General features: G+C 71.8%; 10 protein-coding genes. 7 read left to right on the top strand and 3 right to left on the bottom strand.

Translation table 11 applies throughout. The features are described 5' to 3' along the window. Window positions 1-47: 47 nt before the first annotated feature. Window positions 48-1,376: a glycosyltransferase gene (locus ABZ887_RS23900; protein WP_361292640.1), complete on the bottom strand. Its 1,329-nt coding sequence runs from the start codon at window positions 1,374-1,376 to the stop codon at window positions 48-50. 520 nt (window positions 1,377-1,896) lie between these two features. Between ABZ887_RS23900 and ABZ887_RS23895 the strand changes: the two genes are divergently transcribed. From ABZ887_RS23895 to ABZ887_RS23880, 4 genes are all read left to right on the top strand, one after another. Further along, window positions 1,897-3,804, top strand: coding sequence for a fatty acyl-AMP ligase (locus ABZ887_RS23895; RefSeq protein ID WP_361292638.1), 1,908 nt, complete (start codon window positions 1,897-1,899; stop codon window positions 3,802-3,804). Then, a complete protein-coding gene (locus ABZ887_RS23890; RefSeq protein ID WP_361292636.1) occupies window positions 3,801-7,274 on the top strand; it encodes an alpha/beta fold hydrolase in 3,474 nt (1,157 codons plus the stop codon). The genes ABZ887_RS23895 and ABZ887_RS23890 overlap by 4 nt, the downstream gene beginning before the upstream one ends. Further along, the gene (locus ABZ887_RS23885) at window positions 7,271-7,423 is read left to right on the top strand and encodes a hypothetical protein (RefSeq protein ID WP_361292634.1); all 153 of its coding nucleotides are present in this window, start codon (window positions 7,271-7,273) and stop codon (window positions 7,421-7,423) included. Before ABZ887_RS23890 ends, ABZ887_RS23885 begins: the two co-directional genes overlap by 4 nt. 267 nt (window positions 7,424-7,690) lie before the next feature. Then, window positions 7,691-8,527, top strand: coding sequence for a response regulator transcription factor (locus ABZ887_RS23880; protein WP_361292632.1), 837 nt, complete (start codon window positions 7,691-7,693; stop codon window positions 8,525-8,527). A gap of 27 nt (window positions 8,528-8,554) precedes the next feature. Here the strand turns inward: ABZ887_RS23880 and ABZ887_RS23875 are convergent, their stop codons facing one another. Beyond that, window positions 8,555-9,430, bottom strand: coding sequence for an amidohydrolase family protein (locus tag ABZ887_RS23875; RefSeq protein ID WP_361292630.1), 876 nt, complete (start codon window positions 9,428-9,430; stop codon window positions 8,555-8,557). Then, on the bottom strand, window positions 9,427-10,383 hold the full coding sequence (locus tag ABZ887_RS23870; protein ID WP_361292628.1) for a hypothetical protein: 957 nt from the start codon (window positions 10,381-10,383) through the stop codon (window positions 9,427-9,429). The genes ABZ887_RS23875 and ABZ887_RS23870 overlap by 4 nt, the downstream gene beginning before the upstream one ends. 232 nt (window positions 10,384-10,615) lie before the next feature. Here ABZ887_RS23870 and ABZ887_RS23865 point away from each other — a divergent pair, with 232 nt between their 5' ends. The 3 genes from ABZ887_RS23865 (at window position 10,616) to ABZ887_RS23855 (ending at window position 14,883) form a co-directional block, all read left to right on the top strand. Then, window positions 10,616-11,479 (top strand): DUF1932 domain-containing protein, encoded by an 864-nt coding sequence (locus ABZ887_RS23865; RefSeq protein ID WP_361292626.1) that lies wholly within the window; start codon window positions 10,616-10,618, stop codon window positions 11,477-11,479. After that, a complete protein-coding gene (locus ABZ887_RS23860; protein WP_361292624.1) occupies window positions 11,476-13,404 on the top strand; it encodes a tryptophan 7-halogenase in 1,929 nt (642 codons plus the stop codon). The genes ABZ887_RS23865 and ABZ887_RS23860 overlap by 4 nt, the downstream gene beginning before the upstream one ends. An 81-nt stretch (window positions 13,405-13,485) precedes the next feature. Continuing rightward, window positions 13,486-14,883, top strand: coding sequence for a cation:proton antiporter (locus tag ABZ887_RS23855; protein WP_361292622.1), 1,398 nt, complete (start codon window positions 13,486-13,488; stop codon window positions 14,881-14,883). The last annotated feature ends 132 nt before the right edge of the window (window positions 14,884-15,015 follow it).

Here is a 15,015-nt window from a genome sequence, read left to right as displayed (position 1 = left end):
CCTGCCCGCCGAGTGACAACCCCAGCCCGCCCCCGACGCCACCCGACTCACACCTGAAAGCGACCCGTCGGCGCCAACACCCTCCGCTTGCGCCCCCGTACCGCGAACCCCAGCGCGAGGTCGGCCGCCCGCCCCACCCCGTCGCCCTCCGCCCGCACCGCCCGCCCGAGATCCCGCGCCGCCTCCACCACCCGGCGTTCCCCCAACCGCTGCAGCGCGGCCCGCACTTCGGCCGCGTCCAGGCTGTGCCGCGGCAGATGCAGCCCCACCCCCCGCCGCCGCACCAGCTCGCCCCACATCGGCTGGTCGAGCGTCCCGGACACCACGAGCGAGGGCACCCCGGCCCGGACCACGGACCCGGTGGTCCCGGCGCCGCCGTGGTGCACGGCGAGCCGGCAGCGGGGGAGCAGCGCGGTGAGGTCCGCGCCCTCCAGTACCCGGACCCGCGTCGGGTCACCGACTGCGTCGGCGGGCAGTACGGCCCAGCCGGCGGTCACCACCGCGCGCAGCCCCAGCTCCCCGGTGGCCCGCTCGACGGTGGCGAGAACGGCCGCGGGATCGGCCGGCGGGGTGCTCCCGAAGCCGAAGTAGACCGGGGCCTCCCCGGCGTCCAGCCAGCTCTCCAGCCCGGCGTCCAGGCCGTGCTCGGCCGCCGCCGCCCGGTCCTCGCCGGTCAGTTCCAGCCACCCTGCGAACGGGCGGTACGCGGGCCACTCGATGCCCGGCACCAGCAGCCCGCTGTAGCCCTGGATCTCCAGCGCGCCCAGCATCCGGGCGCGCAGCGGGGAGGAGAGATCCGTGGGAGCCAGTCCGAAGGCCTCGCGGAGCCTGTTGACGCCGTCCCGGCGCGACTGCCAGGCGGCGCGCTCGTAGTCGAGGTGCGTCTTCCGGTCGGCGCCGGGTTCGGCGCTCGCCCGGCTGGTCACGAACGGGTTCGGTACCGCGTCGTTGGCCCGCACGGGGAACAGGTGCAGCAGGGTCAGCGGGATCCGGCGGGCCTCGGCGATCAGCACCGCGACGTCCTCGGTCAGCGAGCCGGAGACGACGAGGTCGGCGCCTTCGCAGGTCCGGTACAGGGTGCGGGCGATGTCGGCGGTGTGGGCCGCCATCACCGTGCGCAGCCCGGCGAGGAACTCCGCGCTGTCGCCGGAGGTGGCCCAGCTCCGGTCCGGTGCCGGGGAGGTCAGGAACTCCCGCCAGTCCACCGGCAGTTCCACCAGCTGCAGGCCGGCGGCCCGTACCATGCCGCTGAACCCGGCCGGGACCGCCAGCACGGGCGTGTGCCCGCGCCGGACGAGCTCCCGGCCGAGGGCCACCAGTGGCTGGACGTCGCCGCGGGTGCCGTGGGTCGTCAGGACGATACGCAGAGCCTTCATGGTGTGGTCACCTTCCGTGGATTCCCCCGTCACGGGAGCGTGGCCACAACACGACGGGCGGCCGGGTGCGGTTCGGCTCTTCCGTGGTGGGACAAACCACAGCGACCGGCGGGAACCAGATCCGTGCATGGCGCGCAGGGGTCCTCGCAAACCTCTGTCGGGTAATCGTCACCCCCTGTTTACGCGTGTCAAATTTAACGACGAAAGATAAGTCCTGAAAATTGACGGGCGTATGCCCGGAAAGCTGTCGGGGCTCGCCCGGATGCACCCCGGAGGGCTTCTCTCATTTCTTGGGAAACGCACAGGAAAGATTGCGTCGAATGCTCGCAGAGCGTGCACCCAATGTCCGAAATGCCAATAAAAGGCCAGGTCAAAGTGGTGGACGTGATGGTTCCGGTCGACGTTGACAATGGACTGGACCACCCGTAAGTTCTTGAGTGTGCAACAACGCCTGGCTGGTCATTCGCCGGCGTGATCGGTCTTTTGGTGTACCCCTGTTCCCCCATTGCAGGACGGCCCAATGACGTTCGTCATCGCACAGCGAAATTCACTGCTTTCCGGTCTTCGGGATCTCTACGAAAAAGATCAGGACCGGCTTCTCTTCACCTTTGTCGACGACCATGGCGAGGACGCCGAGACCCTCCGGGCCTCGGAACTCGCCGAAGCGGTCGACGACATCGCCCGCTCCCTGTCCTTATGGGGACTGGTCCCCGGAGACCGGGCGGTGCTGGTCTATCCGCCCTCGCTCGACTTCGTGAAGGCCTTCATGGGCTGCCTGGCGGCCGGCGTGCTGCCCGTGCCCGTCTACCCCCCGAACCCCTTCCGGCTCAGCCGGGACCTGGCCGGCTTCACCGCGATCGCCGAGAGCTCCGGTGCCAGGGCCGCCCTCACCAACGGCCTCTTCGACCGCACCCGCCGGACCGCCTCGGTCGGCCGCCTGCTCGGCCGCTCCGAGCAGGCCTGGCCCCGCATCCCCTGGTACCGCACCGACCGCCGCCCCGCCCGCCGGAACCGCGCCGCCTGCGACCCCGACGCCTGGTACCGGCCCGCCGACCCGGGCGAGACCGCCTTCCTCCAGTACACCTCCGGTTCCACCGGCACCCCCAAGGGCGTGATGGTCACCCACGGCAACCTCGTCCACGAGATCGCCGCCAACGTCACCGACCTGCGCCTGAACGACGACACGAGGGGCGTGTTCTGGCTCCCCCAGTACCACGACATGGGCCTGATCAACGTCATCCTCAGCACCGCCGTCGGCAACTCGGCGACCCACATCCTGTCGCCGCTCACCTTCCTCCAGCGGCCCTGGATCTGGCTCGACGTCATGTCCCGGGTCCGCGCCACGATCACCTCGGCGCCGAACTTCGCCTACGAACTGGCGGTCCGCAAGACCACTCCCGAGATGCGCGCCGGCTGGGACCTCTCCACTCTGGAGATGGCCGTCACCGCGGCCGAGCCGATCCGCACCCGCACCGTCCGCGGCTTCCTCGACGCCTTCGCCGTCACCGGGATCCGGCCCGACGTCTTCTATGGCGCCTACGGCCTGGCCGAGAACACGGCGAGCGTCACCAACCGCGGCCAGGGCGTGCTGCGGCTCGACAAACAGGCCCTCGCCCGGGGCGAGGCGGTCCCGGTCGAGACCGATATGGCCCCGGTCGAGGGCGACGTGGTGCCCGCCGCGGAGAATCCGTACGCCCCCGGGCGGTCCGTCGAGTACTACGGCTGCGGCTTCTCCAGCAAGCCGGGGGACCGCATCCGGATCGTCGACCCGGAGACCGGCGCCCCCTGCCCGCCCGCGCGGGTCGGCGAGATCTGGGTGCGGTCCTCGACCACCGCCGCCGGTTACTGGAACCGGCCCGAGGCGACCCGCGAGACCTTCCACGCCACCGTCACCGGCGACGACGACCCGACCGGGTACCTGCGCACCGGCGACCTCGGCTTCCTGCACGAAGGCCAGCTGTTCATGACCGGCCGGATCAAGGACCTCGTCATCATCCGGGGCCGCAACGTCTACCCCTCCGACATCGAGGACAGCGTCCGGGAGTGCCATCCGGACGTGCGGCCCGGCGGCGTCGTGGCCTTCGCCCTCGCCCCGGACGAGACCTTCCCCGGGGACGTCCCCGGCGACGGCGTCACCGAACGCCTCGTCGTGTTCGCCGAGACCGGCCGCAAGCGGATCGACGCCGGCCTCGCCGCCGAGATCTGCGCCACCGTCCGCAAGTTCGTGTACGCCGACCACCAACTCGACTGCCACACCGTCGTGCTGGGCCGCCCCGGCCTGGTCCGCAAGACCACCAGCGGCAAGGTACGCCGCCGGGTGTGCAAGGCGGCCCTGCTGGGCGGCGAGATCGACCGCGAGACCGGCACCCTCCTGGTGTCGGTACAGGAGGCCGGCACCGCCGGCCGGCCCACCGAGGAATCCTCATGAACCCCGAGCACGGCCTGATCCTTGCGACGGGCCCCCACGACCCGCGCCTGTACGACGTAGACGACGACTTCCGGCGCGTCCTGATCGACCTGTCCGCGCTCACCGTGGCCTCCGCCGGCCGCCGCGACCGCTTCTTCCACGCCACGTCGACCGCGGCCCGCGGCACCCTCACCGTGCTCGACGCCCCCCGGCTGCCCGCCCACGGCTTCCTCCGTCCCGGCCGCCGCTTCCCGGTACTCGCCCGCTACAGCAACTCCGTCGGCACCGACGACGTCAAGCCGACCGTCCGGGGCCTCACCCTCCGCCTCCTGGAGGACGGCACCGGCCACACCGGACTCCTCGACCTCACCTTCAACACCGGCCCCACCTTCTTCGCCTCCACCGCCGAGATCTTCCGCCGCACCTTCGGCACCCCCGAGGAACGCGCCGCTGTCATCGGCGAGCGGCCCGCGGTCCGCTCGGTCATCTGGAACAACATCCGCACGGCTCAGTGCTATGTCACATACGACTTCTACTCCCAGGTGCCGCAGGGCTTCGTCGCCGCGGACGGCCGTCAGTGGCTCATCCGCTTCCGGGTGTACCCCGTCCAGGAGCCCCTGGTGCGGGGTGACTTCGACCACGGCGACCTGTGGTGGCCGCCGGACGCCCCGAACGAGATCCCCCGCCCGGCCGGCGACACCCGTGAACCCGCTCTCCTGCGCGACGAGTTGCAGACCCGCCTGCGCACCACCGGCGTCCGCAACGTCGTCCAGGCCCAGCTCCACCCCCTGGACGGCGACCCCGGCACCACGGAGACCGCCCTCGACCCGGCCCGCGCCTGGCCCGAGGACCGCTGCCCCTGGTTCGACCTCGCCGACCTGCGGCTGGACGCCCCCGCCGACGCCGAGGACGTCGACCGGACCGCCTTCGACCCCGCCCTGGCCCCGCCCGACCTGGGCATCGCCCTCGCCCGCTCCCCGCACACCACCGCCTCCCTGAACCACCTGCGCGCGCTGGTCTACCGGGCCGCCTCCCACGCCCGCCGCGGCGAACCCCAACCACCTGAGCTGGCAGCGCTGTTGAGGCCTGTCCGGCCGAACCCCACGGGCCCCCGCCGGGTCGTGGTGGTGGGCGCCGGACCGAGCGGCCTGACCGTCGCCCGCGAACTGGAGCGGGCCGGCCACCGGGTCACCGTCCTGGAGGCCGCCGACGCGGTGGCCGGAAAGTGCGAGAGCGTGGAGATCGACGGCCACGCCTACGACCTCGGCGGCCACATCTGCACCAACCAGTACGAGCGGGTCGCCGAACTCGTCACCGAACTGGGCGTGGCCACCGAACCGACCACGCCCTACCGGATCCTCGACGTCCCCAGCGGCACGACCACCCCGCAGGACACCTCCTTCTTCCGCAGCGACACCTTCCGCCGCTACCAGGCGCTGCGCGCCCAAGAGTTCCCGCACATCGGCGAACCCGGCCTCGCGCACTCCGCGAAGGCCCTCGCCGCCCCCGTGCGGGAGTGGCTCGCCGAACACGGTCTGGAAGCCATGGCCGCGTCCTTCGGCACCGGCTGCACGGCGGCGGGCTACGGCTACCTCGACGACGACCTGCCCGCCCTCTACTTCGTCAAGTACGCCGAGATGACCGGGCTGCTCGGCAACAAGCCCGAACTCCTCGGCCACCCGGGCGCGTTCACCGTCAAGGGCGGATTCGCCACCCTGTGGCGGCGGGCCGCCGAGGAACTGCGGGACCTGCGGCTCGGGGCGCGCGTCGAGTCCGTCCAACGGCACCCGGGCGGTGTACGGGTGCGCACGGCAACGGAGTCGATCGAGGCGGACGACCTGGTGCTCACCGTCTCCCTGGACCGGGCCCTGCCGTTCCTGGACGCCACCGACGAGGAGCGTGCGCTCGCCGCCCGGATCCGGGACCGCGCGTACCACACCACCGTCGCCACCGCCTCCGGCCTGCCCGACGCTGCCTTCCACTTCCTGAAGCAGCACAACGACAGCCGGGCCGCCACCGGCCACTGCGTCGCCTACCACCACCGCTACGAGGACAGCGACATCCGCACCTTCTACTCCTACGGCCGCCCCGACGACGTCGCCGCACTGCTGTCCGAGGACGTCGCGGCCCTGGGCGGCCGCCTGGAGGAGGTGCACCTGCGGCGTGCGTGGGCGTTCATGCCGTACTTCGGCACCGACGACCTGCGAGACGGCGCCCTGGACCGCCTGGAGGCGCTGCAGGGCCGCCACCACACCTACTACGCGGGCGGCCTGCCCTCCTTCGAACTGGTCGAGTGCGTCGTCGCCCAGGCCCAGGAGCTGGCCCGCCGGCACTTCGCGGCCCCGGCCCGCACCCGCACCGCCCCCGACAGCGCCGCGACCGCCGCCGAGTCCGCCGCCGGGCCGTCCGTGACCGCCGTACGCGACTGGCTGGTCACCCACATCGCAACCGAACTCCAAGTGAGCGCAGCCGAGTTGGACACCAGTCGGCCGCTGGAGGAGTACGCCCTGGCATCGCTGTCCGTGGCGGCCCTGCAGGCCCGGCTCTCCGACTGGCTGGGCTACCGCATCCCGCACACCCTCTTCCTGGAGGTGCCCACCATCGACGCCGCGGCCCGGTTCCTCGCGGAACCCGAACCCCACCCGGCGGACGACATCCCGCCCGCCACCCACCTCGTCCCCCTCAACACCCCCCGGCCCTTCTTCTGCGCCGGCGGACTCGGCGGCTCCGCGCTCTACCTGACCTCGCTGGCCCGCGCGCTCGGCGACGGCCGTGCCTGCCACGCCTTCGAGATCCCGGGCCTGGACGGCAAGGAGGAGCCCCTGGACGACATGGAGGAACTCGCGGCCCTCTTCGCCGACGAGATCCAGCGCGTCCAGCCGCACGGCCCGTACCTCCTCGGCGGGCACTCCTTCGGCGGGATGGTCGCCTACGAAGCGGCCCGGCTGCTGCGCGAACGCGGCGAGCCGGTCCACCGGGTCGTCCTCTACGACACCTACGTCCCGCTGCCCGGCCGGGGCGCCCCCGCCGACGACGACCTGCGGGCCGTCGAGGAACTCCTCGCCCTGCGCCACATGGTCTGCCTCGCCCTGGACACCTGCGGATGCGGCGTCGACCGGTCCCGGCCGCTCGGCGACCAGGGCGCGCGGATCGCCCGCGCACTCGGCGCCCGCGACCCGGAGACGTACGAGTCGCACCTCGTCAACCTGCTCGCCACCTACCAGGCGGGCCTGCGCGCCTTCGCCCTGTACGAGCCCGGGCCCTCGGACCTCTCGGTGGTCCTGGTCAAACCGGAGGCCGGATTCGCCCCGCTGGCCCGCGAGGACCACCGCGTCCCGATGCACTTCGAGGCGCCGAACGGCTGGGACACCGTCGAACTCGGCGACCTGAGCGTCATCCCGGTCACCGGCAACCACTTCACCCTCTTCATGCGCCCGCACCTGGCGGCCGTCGCCGAGGCCACCCGGACCGGTCTGGGGCGGGCCGGATGAGCACGGGACAGCGGACGGCCGCCGTGCTCCACCACGACCCGAGCGGCCCCGCCGTCCAGGACGACCCGTGCCCCGAACTCGCCGCCGAGCTCCGCTGGCGTCGGCGCACGGGCCTGCGTGGCATGCGTGAACTGCGCGTCCGGGTCTGAGCCGTGACCGGGAGAAGGATCGCCGACGGCAGACTGACGCCGGCCCCGAACGCCCACTACACGGACCGGGGGCGGAAATCGTGCCCTTCCCGACCGAACCGATCTCGTGTTCCGGCCGTGTCGACAGCGGGACCCGCATCGGGCGGTGCCCCGGTGATGACGATGTCCGTGACCCACGCATCGAGGTACGTCCCGTTCGAGCGGGCAGAGACCGGCAGCGCCGCCGGGAGCGCTGTCCGGCGCACCATGCGTTCGTGAGGAGTCGACATGGCACAACCTCTGCCCCGGACCGAGTGGCCGTTCAGCCCGGTCAACGTCACGAGACCGGCCACCGTCCGGGACGTCCGGACCACCGCCCCCGCCGCGCGGCGAGCGGCGCCGTCCCACGCGGTACCGGCCGACGGCACCGTCCCGGGCGCCGAAGCCGCCGTCGTGGTCGGTATAGCCGACCACGAGGTCCTGGTACGCGGCGGCATCCGGGCGGCGCTCGAACGGGCGCACGGCATCAACGTCGTCGCGGACACGGGTGAGGCGGGCGCCGTGCTCGAGATGACACTGCGCCACCAGCTCGGCGTGCTGCTCATCGACAGCGGCATGGCGGGCACGCACGGGGCCCGGGTCACGCGCGCCGTGCGCCGGCTCTCCCCTTCGACGGCCGTGGTGGTGCTCGCGTCCTCGCCGGGCGGCAGCCACCTCGACCGCATCCTGCGGGCCGGAGTCGCAGGCTGCCTGCTCAAGAGCGGCAACCCGCAGGACCTGGTCGCAGCGGTACGGGTGGCGGCGACGGGCGGAGCGGTCCTGTACCCGGAGGCCGCCAAGCGCGTCCTCGACAGCGTCGCCCGGATCGACACCGAGCGGGTCGAGCGGGCGCGTGAACTCATCCGTGGCCTCACCCACCGGGAGTGCGAGGTCCTGGCGCTGGTGGCCCAGGGGATGGCGAACAGTGAGATCGGACGCGCGCTGCACCTGAGCGAAGGGGGCGTGAAGGCTCACATCAGCCGTCTGCTGACCAAGCTCGACTGCGGGAACCGGGTGCGTGCCGCCCTCATCGCCCAGGACGCCGGACTCACCCAGGGCCTCGCGGCCGACCCGGTCCGCCCATGAGCCATGAGCCACGCGGCTCCCTCCCCATCAAGCCCGGTCCTCCGGCGCGGGCGGCGCACTCCCGAGTGGACCGGCCGGCCAGTCCAGCCATTCCAGGACCGCGTCTCCCATGACCCATCGGAGGTCGGCCGTGCTCAGGAACGGCAGGGCGTCGGTGAACAGCTCGATGTTCTCGCGGTAGGGGCACGGCAGGCGGGTCCAGTCGCTGCCCCAGAACACCCGGCGCGGGCCGAACGCGTCGAACACCCGCTCCAAGGGTGCGTGGAGGTCGCCGAACGGGAACGGCAGCCGGGAATGGCAGGGCACCGCCGTGGCCTTGACCGCGACCCGCGGATGCCGCGCGAGCGCGATCAGGTCCGCCAGGTGTGCGAACGCCTCGGGGGCTGCGGCGTCCACCGGTACGGCCAGATGGTCGACGATCAGGCGCAGGTCCGGGAAGCGCCGGGCGACCTCGCCCAGCGCGGTGCTCATGCCGGGCGCGTAGACCATGACCGGCAGCGCGGCGGCGTTCGCGGCGGTCCAGAACCAGTCCAGGTCGCCGGCCCGGAAGCGGGTCCGCCACGGCTCGCGGTGCAGCGTGAGGCGGATGCCCAGACTGCCCGGGCGGTCCCGCCAGCGGGCCAGCGCCGCCGCGTTCCCGGGGCCGGTCAGTGGGATCCGGCCCATCACCGCCAGCCGGTCGGGATGCCGCTCCGCGGCCGCCCAGGCCAGATCGTTGCGGTCGCCTTCCCAGGACGGCGGCACGAGAACCGCACGGTGGACCCCGGCGGCGTCCAGCACCGCGAGGGTCTCGCCCACCGTGACCGGAGCGGCGCGGTGGGCGGCCGCCGCACCACCGGCCGGCCACGGCCGGGTCGGTGTGTCGGCGCCCCAGACGTGGACCTGCGCGTCGACCAGCCTCATACCGGTGCGGGCACGCAGCGCTGCGGTGACAGGTCGCTGATGTACTTCGCCTCGATCCCCGACTTGGCCAGGTACTCCAGGCACAGCGCGACGCGCTGGACGCGCTGGCGGACGGTGTTCTCGTTGACCGGGTCGTGCGGGTGCGACTGGGCGCTCGCCCCGATCTTCAGCATCATCGGCGAGCAGATCTGCACCAGTTCGGGCACCTCGTAGAAGCGGATGAAGCCGCCCTTGCTGCCGTAGACGTCCGTCGGCAGGTCGATGGTCAGCTGCGGGGAACCCTGCCGGATCTCCTGGAGCACCCCGAGCCCGAGGTCGTGGGTGGTGGTGACGCTGTCCGCGCCGTTCTCCGCGTATATCCGCGAGGTCATGGGGTTCGACACGATGCAGTGCGAGGACGCCTTGAGCATGAGGTCGGCGGGCAGTTCACCGGCGGCGCGCATGTCGGACAGCAGCCTGATGACCCCGAGGTCGTACGCGATCAGGCCGCGGCAGCCCAGCTCGGTCAGCCGGTACGCCTCCTCGACGCTCTGCGCGATCGCGTCGTTGTTGTTGATCCGCCGGCCCTGGGAGGCACCGAATCCGCCGCGGTAGAAGGCCGCCTTGCGGTCGTACTCCGGGCGCGGGCCGAGCGCGAACAGCATCCCGACGCCGTTCTCCCGGCACAGGTCGAGCATGTCCTTGACCTCGGAGTCGGACAGCAGCATCGCGCCGAGCGTCTCGTTGAACCGGGTGACCGGCAACTCCTCGGCCTGCAGCATGCGGAGCGTCGCGTCGAGCACCTTGAAACTGTTGACGACGGGGATCTCGACGCCGTAGTGCCCGCCGTCCGCGAACTCCACTCCGGACGCTTTGAGTTCGATCTCGTCGCTGTACGGCAGGCCGTTTTCGACGAGGTACCGGCGGGCCCGTGACGCGCCGCGGGTGAGGGTGGATCCGAAGTCGTTCGACATGTTCTCCCCTTCTGAATCCTGGAGTAACTCGGGCTGCTGTCACGTTCGTGGGCAGCTGATGCGATTCGAGGCTAGCGGCGGCGTCCGGCCCGGCCAGGGATCCCCCGAATCTGTGGCCGAATTTCCGGTCCGCGCGCGCTTTCGGGTATCCGAAAGTTGCAGTTCCTCGAATTCTGCATTCACGTCATGTACTGCTGGCTGCAAGGGATTTCGGCCCCAAAGGAGGTCACGGATGAGCCATGCCGAAGCCACGACGGTCGGCCTGCTGCACCCCGGCCGGATGGGCGGCGGGTTCGGTGGCGCGTTGGCCGAAGCGGGCCACCAGGTGCTCTGGTGCCGAGCGGGCCGCAGTGCCGCCACGGTGCGGCGGGCCGAGGAGTTCGGCCTGGCAGCGGTGGACGACCTCGCGCAGCTCACGGCCCGGAGTGACGTGATCGTCTCGATCTGCCCGCCGCACGGTGCGCAGCAGGTCGCCGCGGCGGTCGCCGAGTCCGGATTCCGGGGACTGTTCCTCGACGCCAACGGCACGACCCGCACGGTGCTGCTCGAACTGGCCGGAAAACTCTCGGCGGCGGACATCCGCGTCGTGGACGGATGCGTCATCGGACCCTGCCCCCAGGACGCTCCGGGCGCCCGGCTGCACCTCGCCGGCGAAAGGGACGATGTCACGCGGATCATCTCGCTTTTCGACGGAACCGGGATTCGAGTGCTGGACACCGGCGGCTCGCTCGGTGCCGCCTCGGCCCTCAAGACGTCCTATGCCACGTATCAGAAAGTCGCATACGTGCTGGCAGGTATCGCATTCGCATACGCAGACGCCCACGGCGTCATCGAACCCCTTGTCGGGGAGGCATCGTTGATAACCCGTTCACCTCTGACCGAAGTACTCGAAGACGGAATGCTGCCCAGCGTCGCGTCCCGCGCCTGGCGGTGGGGGCCCGAGCTCACGCAGTGTGCCGACGCCCTGCGCGAGGAAGGCCTCCCGGGCGACCTCGCCGACGCCGCGGTGCGCGCGCTGGAGCGCTGGTTGCCGGTCCGTGACGCCTTCGACGGGGACACCCGCCGTGCCCTCGACCTCCTGGGCGGTCTGCTGTGAGCGCGCCGCAGGCGCCCGAGCGGGCGGAGGCCGTGGTCGTCGGGGCCGGGCTGATCGGCATGTTCACCGCCCTGTCACTGGCCCAGCGCGGCATCGACGTCGTGCTGATCGACGACATCGTCCACCAGAAGCGCAGCTTCAAGGTCGGCGAGTCGTTCCTCGTGTCCACGGCGCTGCCGCGCACCATCGGCCGGCTCGACACCTTCCTCGACGAGGAGTGCTTCGTCAAACTCGGCGTCTGGTTCACCGAGGGCATGGAAGGCGCCGAGACCTTCGCCCCGCGCAGCGAATGGAGCATCGCACCCCTCAGCGAGCACACCCTCACCCGGCAGTCGGAGGACCACCGGGACCACTACCTCTTCCAGAGCGCCGAGGACAAGCTGTGGTTCCGCTGCCTGGCCGTGGACCAGCAGATCGTGCGGCCCGAGGCCGAGGACGAGATCCGCGCCTCGGTACGTGCGCACCCGCACATCCGCTTCCTCGACAGCGCGCGCGTCGTGGACGTACACGTCGAGGCCGACGCCCCGAACACCGTGTCCTGGGCCGACCACGACGCCTCGAACACCGGGGAAGTCGTCGCCGACTGGATCGTGGACTGCTCGGGACGCAACCGGATGCTCGCCCGCAAGTTCGGCCACGCCGTCGAGAAGGAGATCATCGCCGCGGACGGATTCCAGACCACCTCGATCTGGGGCCAGTTCAACGACATCACCGACGAGCAGTTCGCACCGGTCTGGGAGTACCGGGACCCGAACGGCGGATCGACCCCGCGTGACAAGTACACCGTCCACCTCTGGGGCGAGGGCTACTGGATCTGGGTCATCCGCCTGTCCAAGGACCGCATCAGCGTCGGCGTCATCTTCGACCAGCGCACCCCGCTGCCGGGCGGCACGCCCCGCGAGAAGTTCTTCGGCCTGATCGACCGCTACCCGGTGCTGCGCGAGGTGCTCACCGAGGAGCGGCTGCTGGAGTTCCGGATGTACCGCAACACCCAGTACCTGACCGACACGTTCGTCCACCCGCACGGCTACGGCATGGTGGGGGACTCCTCCTCGATCATCGACGCCTACTACAGCCAGGGCATCGGCCTGTCCTGCCAGCAGCTGTGGCACCTCACGAACGTCATCGAGGCGGACGTGCACGACGGCACACTCGATCACGCGTACATCGACCGGATCAACCGCAACGCGCGGCAGGACTGGCTGATGATCCGCAACATGCTGCGCGAGAAGTTCACGCCGGCCATCCAGGACCCGCGCTACTTCCTGCTCACGCATCTGATGGACCTGGTCGTGCTCTGGTCGACCGGAACCGCGCGCTCGGACTTCGCCACCTGGCTCGTGCGCACCGACGGCGAGACGAAGCGCGAGGGCCCGCGCGAACGGCGGTTGCGCCAGCGGCTGAGCAAGCGCCTCTTCTACAGCAGGTCCCAGCCGTGGGCCTGGCTGCCGCCGGAGACGGTGCAACGCGTCCAGTCACACCTGCAACGGAAGATCGCCGAGCGGGCGCGGTGGCGGCTGGAGCACGGCAGCGAGGTACCCGGCTTCCACTGCCAGATCTCGATCGCGCGTCCGCTGCCGCGGCTGTGGCGCGTTTTCACGGCTGGTGCGAAAGGCGTCGTGGACGTCTCCCCGCTCGACCAGATCGCGCCCGCGGCGCTGCGGCGACCCTCGGCCCGGCGCCCCCTCGTGCACCGGATCCCGATGAGCGTCAACACCCGCCTCAAGTGGGTGCTCAACCTGCGTACGCACGGGGTCATCGGCATCCTCGCGTACGGATACGCACTGGACGCGGCGGACACGGCGCTGCGCAAGGTCCGCCATCGTTTCTCGGGCCGCCGCCCGGTCCCGGTCCCGGACCCCGACGGCGGCGCGGCCGAGGTGTCCGCCGAGGCACTCCCGCCCACCGCCACCACACCGTCATGACGGACTGACCCCACCGGTTCCGGCGGCCGGGCCGGCCCGGCGGCGCCATGCGCGGTACCCACCGAAGGAGGCAGGACGAGGATGCCCGACGACTCGACGACTGCAGCGGTTCTCGCCGCGATCGCCGTGGCGGTGTTCACGTGCGCGCTGTTCGGCGCGGCGGCACGTGCACTGCGGCAGCCCCCGGTGATCGGACAGATCCTGGCCGGGATCGCGCTCGGCCCGAGCCTGCTGGGCCGGCTGCCCGGTGATCCGGCCGCGAGCCTGTTCCCGGCGCACGTCCTGCCGTTCCTCGCCATGCTCGGGCAGGTCGCGGTGACGGTCTTCATGTTCTCCGTCGGACACGAACTGACCGCGCATCGCCGCCAGGCGGCCGGCCGCGCCGTGGCCACGGTCACGGTCGGCGCCCTGGCGGTGCCGATGGGCCTCGGCGCCGCCACGGCCGTGCTGGGGCGCACCGGGTTCGGCTCCGCCGGGGAAACGGCCGCCGGCAGTGGCACGTTCGTCCTCTTCATGGCGCTGGCCGTCGCCGTCACCGCCCTTCCGGTGCTCGCCGCGATCGTCCGGGACCGCGGTCTCGACGGCACGCGCGCGGGCACCGTGGCGCTGGCCTCGTCGGGCCTGATGGACGCGGTGGCCTGGTTCGCCCTCGCGGCGATCACGCTCGGCGCCGGAACCACGGCCGGCCGGCACTCGGGCGCGAAGGAGATGGGCCTGCGGATCGTCCTGCTGCTCGCGCTCGCCGCTGCGCTGCTCGGCGTCGTCCGGCCCCTGCTGCGCCGTTGGATGCGCAGTTCCGTCACGGTGCCGTATCACCTGCCCGTCGCGTTCGCCCTCGCCGCGGGGGCGGCAGCGGCCACCACGGCCCTCGGGCTGCACGCCGTCTTCGGCGGCCTGCTCGCCGGTGCCGCCATGCCCCACCTGCACGAAGGCCCCGAGCCGGACTCGGTTCCGAGCTCCGGTCGCGCCCCCGTCCCCTTCCTGACCGCCGCCATCCACGCGGTCGAACACCTCTTCCTCCCCCTGTTCTTCGTCACCACCGGCCTCGCCCTCGACGTCGGATCACTGCGCCTGGACGACTTCGTGCTCCTCGTGGTGCTCTGCGCCGTCGCCTGTGCGGGCAAGCTCGGCGGCGGATACCTCGGTGCCCGCGTCGGCGGCCTGCCCAGGCAGGCGAGCGCGACCGTCGCCGTCCTGCTCAACACGCGCGGCCTGACCGAACTCATCGCCCTCAACCTCGGCCTGGCCTCGGGCATCATCCACAAGCGCCTGTTCACCGTTCTGGTGCTGATGGCCGTCATCACGACGCTGATGACCAGTCCGCTGCTGTCCGCCCTCGGCCACCGCGCGAACTCCCGGCGAAGCCGCGGGTCAGGCCCCGGCGAGCCCGCCACCGCATCGGCGTCCACGGACGCGGATCCTGCGGCGGTCCGGAGAATTCAGGCTGCTGTTCGCCCTAGGGGACCAGGACGGGCTTGACGACCCGGCCCGCCGAAGAAGTCGCCGGCGGGTGGCTGTTCCCCGGCGATGCGGCGGGCTGCCTGCCGGGCCCGCTGCCCCGGTGCCGCAGGTGGCCGATCGGCCAGGATGACCGGTACCGGGTTGACCGAG

Source organism: Streptomyces sp. NPDC047061, from assembly GCF_040643955.1.
In the GTDB taxonomy this organism is placed as follows: domain Bacteria; phylum Actinomycetota; class Actinomycetes; order Streptomycetales; family Streptomycetaceae; genus Streptomyces.
The sequence above is the reverse complement of the archived record's forward strand: the minus strand, read 5'-3'. Positions and strand labels throughout refer to the sequence as shown.